Source organism: Paenarthrobacter sp. 10L420 (genome assembly GCF_056395385.1).
In genome coordinates this window covers 17,817-32,182 of sequence record NZ_JBFTJK010000007.1, presented here as the reverse complement: position 1 = coordinate 32,182, position 14,366 = coordinate 17,817, and the positions used below count along the sequence as shown (strand labels likewise).

Here is a 14,366-nt window from a genome sequence, read left to right as displayed (position 1 = left end):
CCGGGCTATAGCGTCTTCTCCCACGTCATACTCCGGTTCACCGGGCTGTATCCCATGCCAAGGTAGAGTGCCAGGGCGCCGGTCGGATTGGCAGAGTCCACGTCCAGCGATGCAACGTCCATACCTGCTGCGGTGAACCGTCTCAGGGCGTCTGCCAGGAGGGCTTGAGCAATTCCCCGGCCACGGAACGCACGCCGGACACCAAGCAGTTCGGTATAGCCCTCCTTGAAACCCCGGGCAACCGCTGAAGCGGGATCGTAGCTGGCCAGTTGGTACCCAGCTACCTCGCCTGTGGAAGCATCAATTACCACAGCGCTCCAATCGTGCCGCGCCGTGGATTCCTCGATGGTGAATCGCCAGGTTTCTTCGTCGCGTGGCTCGCTTCCCCAGTGGTCCCTGAAAGCATCGTTATGGGCCAGACGAACGGCCTCGTGCAGGGACGCGTCAAACGTGCAAAGTTCCAATCCCGATTCGAGCCGTGCTGCTGGAGCAGGCTTGGCAGCAGGCCCGGACAACGGCCGATGCATTTCATTGAACCAGCGCACAACGTCATAGCCCCGGGACCGGAACAACGCTGCCTGGTGCTGGTGTTGTTCTTCAGTTCGGATGCGGAGGCGGGGTGGGGCACTGCTGTGGCCCGCAGCCTTGTCCGTGTGGAACCTTCTCCGGGTCTGTGCTTCCTGCCACGCGAGGACTGCTGAACCGATGCCCCTGCGTTGCCAGTCCGGGTCCACGCATCCCATGCCTGTGGCCTTGTCCCCCTCCGGGTTCTTGGTGATGCGTCCATACGCGCGGGCAACCCCGTCCCGGTCCAATCCCAGCAGCGTGTTAGTCCTGGGATCATTCTTGGTGGACTCCAGGACGTGGACAAGGTCGGCACGCTTTTCGAACCAGACGGGATGCTCGAGGGCGGCAGTCCGGGCGATCAATTCCGCCCAGTTGTCGAGGTCCGCAGTTGTGGCGGGCCGCCATTGCAGACCTGTTCGGCGGGCATCGGGCTGCATAAGGGGTGGAACCTCAGAAGACATGCCAACAGGCTACTGGGGAGTAGGAACTCTCACCAGCTCAGCCGCGCTGGGGAGCTCAAGCCTGGCGTCTGCAGGATCGATGTCATCAGGGTTATGGGTCACCAAGACTACTGTGACGTCCCGCAAACCCCGGCGAAGGGTGGCCATCATTTCGCGGGCGGCTTCAGCATCAAGGTGCGCCGTAGGCTCATCCAGCAACAGCACGCTCGCGCCCGTCAGAAGTGTCCTGGCCATGGCAAGACGCTGCCGCTCGCCACCGCTGAGGAAGGCCCCGGCTGATCCAATGCGTGTGTCAAGCCCCTCCGGCAATGTCCCTACCAAAACGTCCAGCCCCACATCCTGCAAGGCCTTGGCCATTTCTTGTTCGTTGGGCTTGTTCCCCGGGGGCCTCGCCAGAAGGAGGTTGCCACGGATGGTGGAGTCGAAGAGGTGGGCTTCCTGCGGGCACCACGCCGCGGTTCCCGTGAGCAGTGCCTTGCCTTCCTTCACAGGTAGGAAGCCAAGGAGGACGGAAAGCAGCGTCGATTTGCCGGCTCCCGACGGGCCGGTGACTGCCAGCCAGCGGCCAGGGCCAGCCTCAGCGGTGACTCCGGAGATCACCGACGGGCCACCCGGCCAGGCAGCGGCAACTCCATCCAACTTAAGCCCCGCCTTGCCATCGCGGTCAGGCAAAGGGTGGGTACCGGCGTCGTGTTTTGCGTTGTCCGCATCGATGGGGGCGGACAACGCCCCGGTGACTGCCACGCCGCCCAAGACGTCTGCGAGCGCTGGGCCCTGGCGGACGGCGGAAACCGTTGCCGCAAAAGGTTCCACGAGGGCCAGTTGCATGAGCACAATCACGGCCACAAGGGCAGGCGCGGCGGAACCATCGTGCACCGATTCGGCGCCCCGGAGTGCCGCCCATAGGGCGGCGAGCGAGCAGGCGAGGACGGTGACAGCTTGGCCGAGACCTTCGGCCCAGGCAGAACGCTGCGCCGAAACGGTAGCCGCACGATCTTTGTCGCTGAGTGCGGTCAGGATGCTTCCGGCCACACCGTTGGCGGTTAGTTCGGCGCGGGCATCGAGGGCGGCCGCAACATCGCGGAGCACCACCGAGCGCAGCTGTTGTTCTGCCTTGGCGGCGTTCCGGTCAGCAAGTACGGCAACAAGCGGCGCAACAATGACTCCCATTACGGTGGCAGAGGCAACGGCGGGCACGGCAACGGGCAACACCATGGCCGTTGCCGCGATGGCCGCAGCGCCCACACCCACGGCAGTCAACGGAGGCAGGGCGACCCTCGGTAGAAGGTCCCTGAGTGTGTCAACGTCGTCCACGATCGAGCCCAGGACGTTACCGCCTTGCAAAAGCCGGCGAAGTGAGAGTGCACGGCGGCTCAGGGTGGCCCAGAGCGCCCCGCGCAGGCGTGTCATCGCAGCAAAGACGGCGTCGTGGGTCAGGAGCCGCTCACAGTAGCGAAGGACGGCCCTGCCGATGCCGAAGAAACGCACGCCGACGATCGCGCCCAGGAGGTAGAGAATGGGTGGCTGCTCGCTGGCCCGGATGATGAGCCACCCTGACAGGCCGGACAGGGCGACTGCGAAAAGCGCGGCCAGGACCCCCACCACGCCTGCTGCCGCGAACTTGGCCTGAACCGGCCGCAGGACCAGCGCGAGCCGTTTCACGTTGGGGAGCCATCCCTGGTTGAGGACTGTGTGAAGGTTTCCGTCCTCTGCGTGCTCAGTTTGACTCGTACCGGCAGCTGTCCGGGTGGACTGGTGCAGATCGGTTGATACGAGGGCCGCGGTAGATGCAGCCCTTCGTTCCGGCAGGTCGGTATGCCGGTTCGCTGCCGTCAAGTGCTCTACCCGGACTACATGGTCGGCGAGGGCACGGGTGGCGGAATCGTGTGCGATCAGGATGACGGTGGCAGAGCCGCGAAGGGACGTGATGGCAGAGCGGACCACGCTGGCTGAGTAGTGGTCCAAATGTGCGGTGGGTTCGTCCAGAAGCAGCACGGTAGCGCCGGACTCCAGCCGCGCCAGGCCTCGGGCAAGCGCAACGCGTCGCAACTCCCCCGGGCTGAGTTCGGCTGGATGTTTGGCCGCAAGGTGATCAGCAGAGACTCTCCGCAGGATGCTCGCCACAGCATGTTCGGTTTCCACTGTCCGTTCCCCGCCAAGGTAAAGCTCCATTTCCTCCTGCACGGTATCGGCCACCATCACGGGGTGTTGCGGTACCCAGGCGGCGGTACCCGGTGCCACACCAGTCACGGTGCCGGTCACGGATGCGCCCGGACCCGGGCCGATCAGGCCGGCAAGGACACCCAGCACAGTGCTTTTTCCGGCGCCGCTGTTTCCGTCCAACGCCATAACCAAGCCTGCCGGAGCGGTAAAGTCCAAGCGCTCGACGGCGGGTGCGGGCCGTCCGGTATAGGTCACCGTGAGGCCTCTGACCACGATGTCGGCGAGCCCGGTGCGAGATGTCGGGTTGTCGGTAAGTGGCTGGTTATCGGTAAGACGCTGGTTATCAGTAAGACGCTGGTGCGTGGGTGCCTTCAACACGGTATTGGCAGTTTCCAAGGCCACCCTGCCGTCATCGCTGGCATGGTGGGCAGTACCGAGCTCGCGCAGGGGCAAGTAGCAGTCAGGAGCAAGGATCAGTGCCAAAAGCCCGGCTTCCAGGGCCATGTCCCCGGCGACCAGCCGCACGCCGATGAAGACCGCTACGACAGCGACTGAGATGGTTGCTATGAGTTCCAGGGCTAGAGCCGAGAGGAACGCCGTCCGGAGCGTGACCATGGTCCGGCTGCGGTATTGCTCGGAAATGTCTTCGAGCGCGGCGCGTTGCTCGCTGGCCCGTCCCAAACCCACCAGCACAGGCAGGCCCTTGGCGAGTTCAAGGATGTGCCCGGACAACCTGCGAAGCGTGGTTTGGGCGTCCCTGACGGCGTCTTCCGTGTGGCGGCCAATCAGGATCATGAACAGCGGCACAAGGGGAACGGTCAATACGATGACCACGGCGCTCACCCAGTCGGCAAACAGTATCCGGGCGCCGATGAGCAGCGGAACGGTGGCGCAGTTCACCAGGGCCGGCAGGTATTGGGTGTAGTAGTCATCCAGTGCGTCCAGCCCGCGCGTGGCGAGGATCGCCAGCCCGCCGTCGTTAGTGCCCTCAACCGCGGCTGTTCCGCCCTCGGCCAGTGAGCGCTTGAGAAGCTGCGAGCGCAGCTCCTCTTTGACCCCCAACGCGGCACGGCGCGACGCAACGCCCTGGCCCCACACGGTAAGGGACCGTAGCACCGCTCCGACGGCCCCCCACACCAGCCCGTTGGTCCAATCGGACGGGCTTCCGGCCAAACCGGCCAGTGCACCGGCCACCGCCTGTGCCATCAGTACCAGCGAAAGTGCCTTGAGGGCTGAGAGCAGGCCTATGACGTAGAGCGCGGATCGGGTGGCCGGGCCGGACGGGAACACGGGCTTCATGACGGGGCTAGGCTCCCGGGTTGGAAGGGTTGGTGTTTTCCTTGCCAACCAACACCTTGGCTGCGATGGCCGGAAGGAAACCGTGGGCTTCAGGAATGTGCGCTGCGCTGACACGGCGCCGGAATACCCAGTATGTCCAGGCCTGGTAGGCAATAACCAGGGGAAGCCCCACCGCAGCCACGATGCTCATCAGGCCCAGCGTGTAGTCGGAGGAGGAAGCATTGGAAATAGTCAGGCTGAACGCGGGATCCATGGTTGAGGGGATGACCACTGGGAACGCGGCCCCGAAGATCGACGCCGTGGCGCACACCACGAAAGCTCCGATCGCGCCGAACGCCCGGCCCTCCGAGCCGTTGCGTGCCCACTGCCAGGCCAAAACCACGGACACGACTCCGGCCACAACAATGACCCACGTCCAGGTCTTTCCGCTCAGGAACTGCACAGCAACCATCCATGCGAGCATCGGCAAGACAGCAAACGGCACCAGCCGCACAAACCAGCGGCGGGCACGCAGCCGCACCTCGCCGTCGGTCTTCAACGCCAGGAAGGCCAAGGCGTGAACCAGGGAGAAGGCGACCACACCGAAGCCGCCAAGGAGGGCGTAACCGCTGAACCAGGCGAACGGTCCACCGGTGCGGTCCCCGTTGGCGTCGAGCGGCAACCCGGTGGTGGTCAGCGCCAGGGCTGCGCCGATGCCGAAGGCAGCCACGAAGGATCCAACGGCGATTGCCCAGTCCCAGGTGGTGCGCCAGCGTTCAGTGTCCACCTTGCCCCGGTATTCGAAGGCCACCGCCCGGAAGATCAACGCCACCAAGACGAACAGGAGCGGAAGATAGAGCGCCGAGAACAAGGAGGCGTACCAGAGGGGGAAAGCTGCGAAGGTGGCTCCGGCTGCAGTGAGAAGCCAAACCTCGTTGCCGTCCCAGACGGGGCCGATGGTATTGAGCAGCACGCGCCTGTCCGTGTTGTTCCGCGCAAACAGCTTCATGAGCATGCCTACCCCGAGATCGAAGCCCTCAAGGAAGAGATAGCCGGTCCATAGTACTGCGATGGCCACGAACCAGATGGTTGGCAACAGTTCCATTGTCTATTCCTCTGTTTCTAGTAGGCGAACGCCAGGACGTCGTCGGCTTTGTCGGGGCCGGGTGCGCCGACGTCGTCGCCTTCCTTGTCCCTGTCACGTTCGTCATCGCTGGCGCGGTGCTTGTCCGCGGCGTGGGCAAGCTCAGGCATGGCTGAGGCGACGCCGCCACGGACGTACTTGACCAGGAGCTTGACTTCCACCACCAGCAGGACGGCGTAGATGGCGGTCAGGACAACCAGGGAGGTCATGAGCTCACCGGCACTGACGCCGGGTGAAACGGCAGCGGCGGTGAACATGAAGACCTGGTCAATACCGTTCATGTCGGGATTTGGGGCTACGACAAAGGGTTGCCGGCCCATTTCCGTGAAGATCCAGCCAGCGGCGTTGGCCCCGAACGGTGCCAGGATTCCGAAGACGGCAAGGCGCATGAGCCATTTTGACCCAGGGACAACGCCCTTGCGGGTAACCCATAGGGCCACCAGCGCTGCCAGTGCGGCGACGCCCCCGAAGCCGATCATCATGCGGAAGCCCCAGTAGGTGACTTCCATGACGGGCACGTACTGGATTTCCTGGCCGGCCCGGTCGCCATACAGCGGATTGTCCGGCAAGTGCGTGCCGTACTTCTCCTTGTACTCCCCAAGCAGGCTGTTCACGCCCTTCACTTCGGTGGTGAAATCGCCCTTGGCGAGGAAGGAAAGGATCCCTGGCACTTCGATGACAGCCACGATGTCGTCACAGTTCTTGGCACCCAGGTTGCCGACACTCAGAACGGAAAAGCCTGTGCCATCGTGGCATGCTGCCTCCGCGGCAGCCATTTTCATGGGCTGCTGCTCGAACATGAGCTTGCCTTGCAGGTCGCCCGTGAGGGCGGTGCCGGCAAAGGAGATCATCGCCACCACGGCGCCGATCCGGAGGGAACGCATCCATACTGTGTAGTCACCCTTGTCGCGGCCCGGGATATCGGCTTCTCCGACAAGCAGCCGGCCGTCGGCACCAACCACGTCAATGCCGTCATGGCGGCGGCGCCACAGGTGGTACCAGGCGATTCCGAGCAGGAAGGCACCGGCAACACCAAGGGCACCGAAGAGAGTGTGCGGTACGGCAACCAGTGCAGTGTTATTGGTAAACACTGCCCAGGCGTCCGCCATGACAGGCCGGCCATCCACCATTTCAACGCCCACCGGGTGCTGCATCCATGAATTGGCCACGATGATGAAGTAGGCGGAGAAGACGGAACCGATCACGGCAATCCATAGGCATGCAAGGTGGACACCGCGTTTAAGTTGCTTCCAGCCAAAGATCCAGAGCCCAAGGAAGGTGGACTCGACGAAGAAGGCGAGAAGGGCTTCGAGGGCCAGGGGTGCACCAAAGACATCACCAACGAACCGGCTGTATTCGCTCCAGGCCATGCCGAACTGGAATTCCTGGACGATGCCGGTTGCCACACCCATGATGAAGTTGATGAGGAAGAGCTTGCCCCAGAACTTGGTCATGCGGAGATACTCGGGCTTTCCCGTGCGGTACCACAGGGTCTGAATGATGGCCACCACCAGGCCAAGGCCGATGGTCAGGGGCACCATCATGAAGTGGTAGACGGTGGTGATCCCGAATTGCCAGCGTGCGATTTCCAAGGCGTCCATGGCTGTCCTTTGTCCGGCGGCCCAAGTGCGGTGTAATTACTTCTACGTTGTGTAGAAAACTTTACTTCTACACAGTGTAGAACAAGTGAGGGAACCACATGCCATTCTTCAAGTGGCGTTACGCACACGCAAGGGTCAAGCGCCGTCCGCGACGCGCCGATAGTTCTACCTCACGTAGAATGAGAGGCTGAAAAGCGGTAGATTTGTGATGGAACGTTGGATCATCGCTCCCGGGTGGCGGCTTTTGCCACCGGGACGCGGAAGGTAGGGAAGTATTGATGGCGAGTCTTGGGGAACTGGAACGGGCAGTGATGGACCTGCTCTGGGCAGGCCAGGAGGCTGCAACAGCCAACACCCTGCGTGATCTTCTCGCGCAGGACTCTGAAGCCGGCGACGGCACAGCGGGACACCAGGGCAAGGACTTGGCAGTGACTACGGTCCTGACAGTGCTCTCCAGGCTGGAGAAGAAGGGCCTGGTGGAACGCGAACGCGGGACCAGGCCACACCGATACCAAGCCGTGTCGAGCCGCGCCGACCACACCGCGGAACTCATGCACGAAGTTCTTGGCTCGGCTCCTGACCGCGAAGCAGTTCTTGCCCGCTTCATTGGCTCCGTCTCCGAAAGTGAAGCCGCTACCCTGCGCAAACTGCTCGGCTACAATTAGCCAGTATGTTCTGGACCTCATACTTCCTGGCGGTCCTGGCATTGATACTGGCGTGGCCGGTACCCGTTTTGCTTTCGCGCGCACAATGGCCCGCCCGCTCCCCTTTCACCGCAATGGTGCTTTGGCAGGCAATTGCCCTCGCAGGTGGCCTGTCCATGATCGGCGCAATGCTGGTCTACGGGCTGGAACCAATCGGTGAGAACCTCATCGCTGGGCTCAGGAGCCTGGCCGGCATGGTTTTCAATAACGAGCCAACCACAGCATTGGGCTTCTGGCACCTCTTCGCCCTGTCTGCGGCCGCACTCCTAACGGCCCACCTGGTGTTCACCCTGCTCTTGACCTACTACAAAATTGAACGGCAACGCAGGCGACACCGCGAATTGCTCACGCTTCTGGCATCACCCTCGGACGACGGCCCGGGCACCGTAGTGATCAACCACGACTCCCCTGTCGCTTACTGCTTGCCCGGCGGCGCACGTTCGGTGACAGTCTTGTCCGACGGACTCATGGCCGCCCTCGAACCGGCGGAATTGCGCGCAGTGCTCATCCATGAAAACGCGCACTTGTCCCAACGTCACGACCTCCTGCTCTGGGCGTTCGCAGCCTGGCGGCAGGCACTCCCCTGGTTTCCCACCACACGGCTTGCCCAGACGGCCGTGAACTCCCTGATCGAAATGCTGGCTGACGACGTCGCACTCAGGACCGAAAGCAAGGTCACGCTGATCAAGGCCATTGCCATAGTCTCCAGCGGGTCCTCCACGCCAGGGCTGGGAGAACAGTCCGTGAGCGGCGGTGCACCGAATGGCAAGGCTCTTGCCGGCCAGGCACTCAGCCCGCGGGCGCTCAGCGGCGGGGGCGCCGTAGTCGAGGGTGGCAGCATCAGCGCCACCGGCGGGGCAGATTCACCGCGTACGACGGCGTCACGCGTGAGCCGCCTCCTCTCGCCACAGCCTCCACTCGCCAAAGGTCTTCGCGCCCTGGTGCTGGCCACCTCAGCCTTGCTGCTGGCCGTGCCCACGGGGCTCCTTATCGTCCCGGGATTGCTTGGCTAGGTAGAAGGTCAGCGCTGGCGGTGTTGTTACATGGCGGTGTTGTTACATTGAGGGGCGTGAACGACGATAAGTCGCGCTTGAGTGCCGACATCTCCCCCAGCCACCGATGGCCCCTCTATGCAGCCGGCTTCACCACCGCTTTTGGCGCCCATGCCGTAGCCGCCGGACTTGGCGCCGAAAGCGCGGACATCGGTTTGAGCCTGCTTGGCCTGGGTGTGCTGTTGGCCCTGTACGACATCGCGGAGGTCTTCCTCAAGCCGGTCTTCGGGGCCCTCAGCGACCGCATGGGGCCCAAACCCGTGATCATCGGAGGGCTTCTGGCCTTCTCCGCTGCGTCCCTCATCGGGCTGTGGGCCGATGAACCCCTCATGCTGGCCGTAGCCCGTCTGGGCCAAGGCATGGCTGCTTCGGCATTTTCACCAGCATCCTCTGCCAGCGTGGCGAGGCTGGCCGGCAAACACACGGGTCGCTACTTTGGCCGTTACGGCTCATGGAAGGGCCTTGGCTACGCGGTCGGTCCCCTGTTGGGCGCTGTCGCGATCATCGCAGGCGGTTTCAGCCTGCTCTTCCTCATCCTCTCCCTATTGGGTTTCGCAGTAGCCGTCTGGGCCGCCATCTCCGTGCCGCGCCTGGCTCCCCTGCATCGGCCCAGATACACCATCGTTGATGTCTGGAAGCAAAGTACCGAGCGATCATTCCTTGGGCCTACCGTGGTGCTGGCGGCCTCAACTGGCGCCTTGGGGGCAGCAGTAGGCTTCCTCCCGGCGCTGGCGGCAAGGGAAGGCCTCGGCACCGCCGGCAGTGTCGCCGTCGTAACGGTCTTGGCCTTGGCGTCATCGCTGATCCAGCCGAGGATCGGACGATTGCGGGATCGGGGCGTCCTCGCAGAGCGGCCGGGCATGGTGGGTGGTTTGCTGGCCATAACCGTAGGCGTACTCATCGCGGGCCTTCTTCCCGGAGCACTGGCTATGGACGGTGCCAATTCGATATATCGCGCCGTACCAATCTACTGTGCCGCCGTTTTGATCGGACTGGGAATCGGTACCGCTACCCCATTGGCCTTCGCGCACTTGGCAGATGCGACTCCCGCTGAACGCCTGGGCCGCACGATGGGTTCGGCCGAACTTGGCCGCGAGCTTGGCGATGCCGGCGGGCCCTTGTTGGTGGGCGGGATTGCAGTAGCAGCGGGTCTCTCTTGGGGCTTGGGTGCCCTTGCTCTGGCCGTAGGGGCAGCGGCCTGTGCGGCACCAGCTTCCGCAGGTTCCGGCTCCGTCACAAGAACAGGCCGGAAACCGCGGGTCTGAACCTAGGCGTCGATGCGTTCCCGGTCCAGCGTCGCTGCCCCGGCAATGATGAATTCCTTACGGGGCGCGACGTCCGAGCCCATGAGGAGATCGAAAACCTCTTCAGCACGCTGGGCGCTGTCAATCCCCACCTTCCGAAGGGTCCGGTGACGCGGGTCCATGGTGGTCTCGGCGAGCTGCTGTGCGTCCATTTCGCCCAAGCCCTTGTAACGCTGGATGGGCTCCTTGTAACGCTTGCCCTCCTTGGCCAGGTTGGCCAGGAGAACATGCAATTCCGCCTCAGAGTACGTATAGATCATCTCGTTGGCCTTCTGGCCCGGATTGATGACCTCCACGCGATGCAGGGGCGGAACTGCGGCGAACACCCGGCCCGCCTCGACCATGGGCCGCATGTAGCGGAAGAAGAGCGTCAACAACAGCGTGCGGATGTGCGCGCCGTCGACGTCGGCGTCTGTCATCAGGATGACCTTGCCATAACGTGCTGCATCGAGGTCGAAACTCCGGCCTGAGCCGGCGCCGACAACCTGGATGAGTGCAGCACATTCAGCGTTGGAGAGCATGTCCCCTACCGAAGCCTTCTGGACGTTAAGGATCTTGCCTCGAATAGGAAGCAGGGCCTGGAAATCCGAAGACCGGGCAAGCTTGGCAGTTCCGAGCGCAGAATCACCCTCAACGATGAAGAGCTCGGATCGTGCCACGTCATCAGTGCGGCAGTCGGCAAGCTTGGTGGGCATCGAAGAGGTTTCCAGTGCGTTCTTTCGGCGCTGGGTCTCCTTGTGCACCCTGGCCGAAATTCGCGACTTCATCTCCGCAACGATCTTCTCCAGCAACAGTGCCGACTGTGCTTTGTCATTGCGGTTGGCAGAGGACAACCTGCTCGAAATTTCCTGCTCGACCACCTTGGCGACGATGGCGCGAACAGCGGACGTGCCGAGGATTTCCTTGGTCTGGCCTTCGAACTGTGGCTCGGCCAAGCGGACGGTCAGCACAGCGGTGAGGCCGGCCAGGACGTCGTCCTTCTCGATCTTGTCGTTGCCCGCCTTCAGCTTCCTGGCGTTCGTTTCCACGGCTTTTCGGAACGTCTTCAGCAACGCTGCCTCGAAGCCCGCCTGGTGCGTACCGCCCTTGGGGGTCGCAATGATATTGACGAAGCTACGCATCGTGGTCTCGTAACCGATCCCCCAGCGCAGGGCAATGTCGACTTCGCAGTCGCGTTCGACTTCAGCGATCTTGCTGTGCCCGTTTTCATCAAGGACCGGGACCGTTTCCTTGAACTTCCCCGAACCGTGGAGACGCCACACGTCAGTCACTCCGGAGTCGGCCGCCAGGAACTCCACAAATTCCGAAATGCCGCCGTCGTGGTGGAAGACTTCCTCGTACACACCGTTTTCACCAGGAGTGCCCGCAAGCTTGCGCTCGTCGCGGACAGTAATCTTCAATCCGGGGACGAGGAACGACGTCTGGCGTGCACGCGAGGCGAGGTCGTCATAAGAGAACTTGGCGTCGGGAGTGAAGATCTGCCGGTCGGCCCAGTAACGCACCCTTGTACCGGTGACTCCGCGTTTAGCCTTGCCAACCACATCCAACACAGAATCTTCAACGAAAGGCGCGAAGGTCGCGTTGGGGCTGGGTTTGGCGCCGGCATCAATGAAACGTCCGGGCTCACCGCGGCGGAAGGACATCTGGTACGTCTTGCTGCCACGATCGACCTGGACATCCAGCCGGCTCGACAAAGCGTTGACCACCGAGGCGCCTACGCCATGGAGGCCACCCGATGCCGTGTATGAACCGCCGCCGAACTTGCCGCCTGCATGCAGTTTCGTAAAGACAACCTCGACGCCGGAAAGCCCCGTCTTCGGTTCGACGTCTACCGGGATGCCTCTACCGTCGTCATGGATTTCGACCGAATTATCCGCGTGGAGGATGACCTTGATGTCATGCCCGAAGCCGGCCAGGGCCTCATCAACAGCGTTATCGATGATCTCCCACAGGCAGTGCATAAGGCCACGGGAGTCGGTGGAACCGATGTACATGCCCGGGCGCTTGCGAACGGCTTCCAGGCCCTCAAGGACAGATAGATGCCGGGCGTTGTATTCAGAACTCGGTGCCACTCGCGGTGTGCTCCTTCGGGGTATATCTCAAGGCAAACACTGCCCATCTTAGGCTAGTCGCGGTCCCCCATCGGCACCGGTTGCCACTCCCGGAAACCGACATTCTACTTCGTTACGTTACGCACATGTGATACGCGGACAGCGAAAGTGATCCATCCTTGCCATGGTTCTGCTCCGAATACTGGTTATATGGATGTACAGAACTACTAAGGAGGCCGACATGACAACAGCAGTTGCAGACCGCACACTGAACGCAGCTGACCGATGCGATCGTTGCGGGGCTCAAGCATATGTCCGCGTTGTACTCGAGTCCTCCGGCGGTGAGCTGCTGTTTTGCGGCCACCACGCACGCGCAGTTGAGGCCACGCTTCGGCCCCTGACCTCCGACTGGCACGACGAGACCGAGCGCCTCAACGAGAAGGCACCCGTTCCTGTCGACTAGATAGGACTGGCGGTAAGGCTGGACACTCTCTTGCCACATCACTTCGAGCAAGAACAGGGCTCCTCCCATCCGGGAGGGGCCCTGTTCCGTTGAATACAGGACGCCCACACAGTAACGACCCGATCGGATACTCCGATCGGGCCGTTACTGTTTGACTGCGGACCTCTTTAGCAGAAGTCGTCCTTCTTTAGTCCAGGTAGTCCCGCAGGACCTGCGAGCGGGACGGGTGCCGCAGCTTGGACATGGTCTTGGATTCGATCTGGCGGATGCGCTCACGCGTAACGCCGTAGACCTTGCCGATTTCGTCTAAAGTCTTAGGCTGGCCATCGGTCAAACCAAAGCGCATTGCTACGACTCCGGCCTCACGCTCGGAGAGCGTGTCCAGAACCGAGTGCAGTTGCTCCTGGAGGAGCGTAAAGCTCACGGCGTCAGCCGGAACAACAGCTTCAGAATCCTCGATGAGGTCACCGAACTCGGAGTCGCCATCCTCACCCAGCGGCGTGTGCAGCGAAATCGGTTCACGGCCGTACTTCTGGACTTCGACGACCTTCTCAGGCGTCATGTCCAGTTCCAGCGCCAATTCTTCAGGCGTGGGTTCACGGCCCAGGTCCTGAAGCATCTGCCGCTGGACGCGGGCGAGCTTGTTGATGACTTCCACCATGTGCACGGGGATGCGGATGGTGCGGGCCTGGTCAGCCATGGCGCGGGTAATGGCCTGACGGATCCACCACGTTGCATATGTGGAGAATTTGAAGCCCTTGGTGTAGTCGAACTTCTCCACAGCGCGGATGAGACCCAGGTTGCCTTCCTGGATGAGGTCCAGGAAGAGCATGCCACGGCCGGTGTAGCGCTTGGCCAAGGAAACAACGAGGCGAAGGTTGGCTTCGAGCAAGTGGTTCTTGGCCCGCTTGCCGTCGTGGATAACGAATTCAAGTTCACGCTTGAGCTTCGGGTCCATGGAACCGTCGTCGGCGTTGATCTTTTCTTCAGCAAACAGGCCGGCTTCGATGCGAAGCGCCAGATCGACTTCCTGCTCAGCGTTCAGCAGGGCGACCTTACCGATTTGCTTCAGGTAGTCCTTCACGGGGTCAGCCGTGGCACCGGCCGACATGACCTGCTGGACAGGGGCGTCGTCGTCATCGGCGTCCGAGTAGACGAATCCGGATCCGGAGGGCGCTGCCTTGTCTTTACCGGTTACGGCGCCGTCCTCGACATCGTCGTCTCCGACTTCAACTTCCTCAGCTGCTGCAGGATCGAAATCTTCGTCCTCGACAGCCACTTCTTCGGTGTCGGTCTCGGAGTCCGAAGACTTGTTCGCGGCTTCGGCCGCGGCCTTGGCGCCGGGCTTGGGTCCACGCTTCTTTGGTGCCGGCTTGTCAGAGGTGCCCTCTGAGGCCTTGGTGGCAACACGTGTCGCCGCGCGCTTTGCCGAAGTGGCCGCATTGTTTTCCTCAGCGGACAGTTCGGCCTGGGCGGCGGGTTCCTTCTCGACGGAAGACGGGGTCACAGAAAACCTTTCTAGCGGCGGTCTGTGGAATCACCATGCGGGCAACACCACTATGACCCTGTCAAGTCCGC

The 14,366-nt window shown here is 62.5% G+C and carries 10 protein-coding genes; 4 read left to right on the top strand and 6 right to left on the bottom strand.

Annotated elements, in window-relative coordinates; translation table 11 throughout:
• Positions 1–5 precede the first annotated feature (5 nt).
• From AC1DD5_RS12410 to AC1DD5_RS12395, 4 genes are read right to left on the bottom strand one after another with little or no spacing between them, the layout of a single operon-like run.
• Positions 6–1,028, bottom strand: a complete 1,023-nt coding sequence (locus AC1DD5_RS12410; RefSeq protein ID WP_477521610.1) for a GNAT family N-acetyltransferase — start codon at positions 1,026–1,028, stop codon at positions 6–8.
• A 9-nt stretch (positions 1,029–1,037) separates the two neighbouring features.
• Positions 1,038–4,490: a thiol reductant ABC exporter subunit CydD gene (cydD, locus tag AC1DD5_RS12405; protein WP_477521609.1), complete on the bottom strand. Its 3,453-nt coding sequence runs from the start codon at positions 4,488–4,490 to the stop codon at positions 1,038–1,040.
• A 7-nt stretch (positions 4,491–4,497) separates the two neighbouring features.
• Complete coding sequence (gene cydB / locus AC1DD5_RS12400) at positions 4,498–5,574, bottom strand: cytochrome d ubiquinol oxidase subunit II (protein WP_477521608.1); 1,077 nt, start codon at positions 5,572–5,574, stop codon at positions 4,498–4,500.
• A gap of 17 nt (positions 5,575–5,591) precedes the next feature.
• Positions 5,592–7,214 (bottom strand): cytochrome ubiquinol oxidase subunit I, encoded by a 1,623-nt coding sequence (locus AC1DD5_RS12395; protein WP_477521607.1) that lies wholly within the window; start codon positions 7,212–7,214, stop codon positions 5,592–5,594.
• Between the two features lie 278 nt (positions 7,215–7,492).
• Here AC1DD5_RS12395 and AC1DD5_RS12390 point away from each other — a divergent pair, with 278 nt between their 5' ends.
• Genes AC1DD5_RS12390 through AC1DD5_RS12380 form a run of 3 tightly spaced genes read left to right on the top strand, consistent with a single transcriptional unit; the run spans position 7,493 to position 10,235 of the window.
• A complete protein-coding gene (locus tag AC1DD5_RS12390) occupies positions 7,493–7,879 on the top strand; it encodes a BlaI/MecI/CopY family transcriptional regulator (RefSeq protein WP_189016115.1) in 387 nt (128 codons plus the stop codon).
• Between the two features lie 5 nt (positions 7,880–7,884).
• Positions 7,885–8,931 carry a M56 family metallopeptidase gene (locus AC1DD5_RS12385; RefSeq protein WP_442017545.1) on the top strand — a complete coding sequence of 349 codons (1,047 nt, stop codon included), beginning with the start codon at positions 7,885–7,887 and terminating at the stop codon, positions 8,929–8,931.
• 56 nt (positions 8,932–8,987) lie between these two features.
• Positions 8,988–10,235, top strand: a complete 1,248-nt coding sequence (locus AC1DD5_RS12380) for an MFS transporter (RefSeq protein ID WP_477521606.1) — start codon at positions 8,988–8,990, stop codon at positions 10,233–10,235.
• Positions 10,236–10,237: 2 nt separating this feature from the next.
• Here the strand turns inward: AC1DD5_RS12380 and AC1DD5_RS12375 are convergent, their stop codons facing one another.
• Positions 10,238–12,346, bottom strand: coding sequence for a DNA gyrase/topoisomerase IV subunit B (locus tag AC1DD5_RS12375; protein ID WP_477521605.1), 2,109 nt, complete (start codon positions 12,344–12,346; stop codon positions 10,238–10,240).
• A 220-nt stretch (positions 12,347–12,566) separates the two neighbouring features.
• Here AC1DD5_RS12375 and AC1DD5_RS12370 point away from each other — a divergent pair, with 220 nt between their 5' ends.
• Positions 12,567–12,788, top strand: a complete 222-nt coding sequence (locus AC1DD5_RS12370; RefSeq protein ID WP_021473125.1) for a DUF7455 domain-containing protein — start codon at positions 12,567–12,569, stop codon at positions 12,786–12,788.
• 187 nt (positions 12,789–12,975) lie between these two features.
• Here the strand turns inward: AC1DD5_RS12370 and AC1DD5_RS12365 are convergent, their stop codons facing one another.
• Complete coding sequence (locus AC1DD5_RS12365) at positions 12,976–14,295, bottom strand: RNA polymerase sigma factor (protein WP_442006486.1); 1,320 nt, start codon at positions 14,293–14,295, stop codon at positions 12,976–12,978.
• Positions 14,296–14,366 lie beyond the last annotated feature (71 nt).

What these genes read in the sequence shown, in the direction of transcription:
- AC1DD5_RS12395 (WP_477521607.1), bottom strand. Translation starts at nt 7,214, where the DNA reads ATGGACGCCTTGGAAATCGCACGCTGGCAATTCGGGATCACCACCGTC.
- AC1DD5_RS12370 (WP_021473125.1), top strand. Translation starts at nt 12,567, where the DNA reads ATGACAACAGCAGTTGCAGACCGCACACTGAACGCAGCTGACCGATGC.
- cydD (WP_477521609.1), bottom strand. Translation starts at nt 4,490, where the DNA reads ATGAAGCCCGTGTTCCCGTCCGGCCCGGCCACCCGATCCGCGCTCTAC.
- AC1DD5_RS12410 (WP_477521610.1), bottom strand. Translation starts at nt 1,028, where the DNA reads ATGTCTTCTGAGGTTCCACCCCTTATGCAGCCCGATGCCCGCCGAACA.
- AC1DD5_RS12385 (WP_442017545.1), top strand. Translation starts at nt 7,885, where the DNA reads ATGTTCTGGACCTCATACTTCCTGGCGGTCCTGGCATTGATACTGGCG.
- cydB (WP_477521608.1), bottom strand. Translation starts at nt 5,574, where the DNA reads ATGGAACTGTTGCCAACCATCTGGTTCGTGGCCATCGCAGTACTATGG.
- AC1DD5_RS12390 (WP_189016115.1), top strand. Translation starts at nt 7,493, where the DNA reads ATGGCGAGTCTTGGGGAACTGGAACGGGCAGTGATGGACCTGCTCTGG.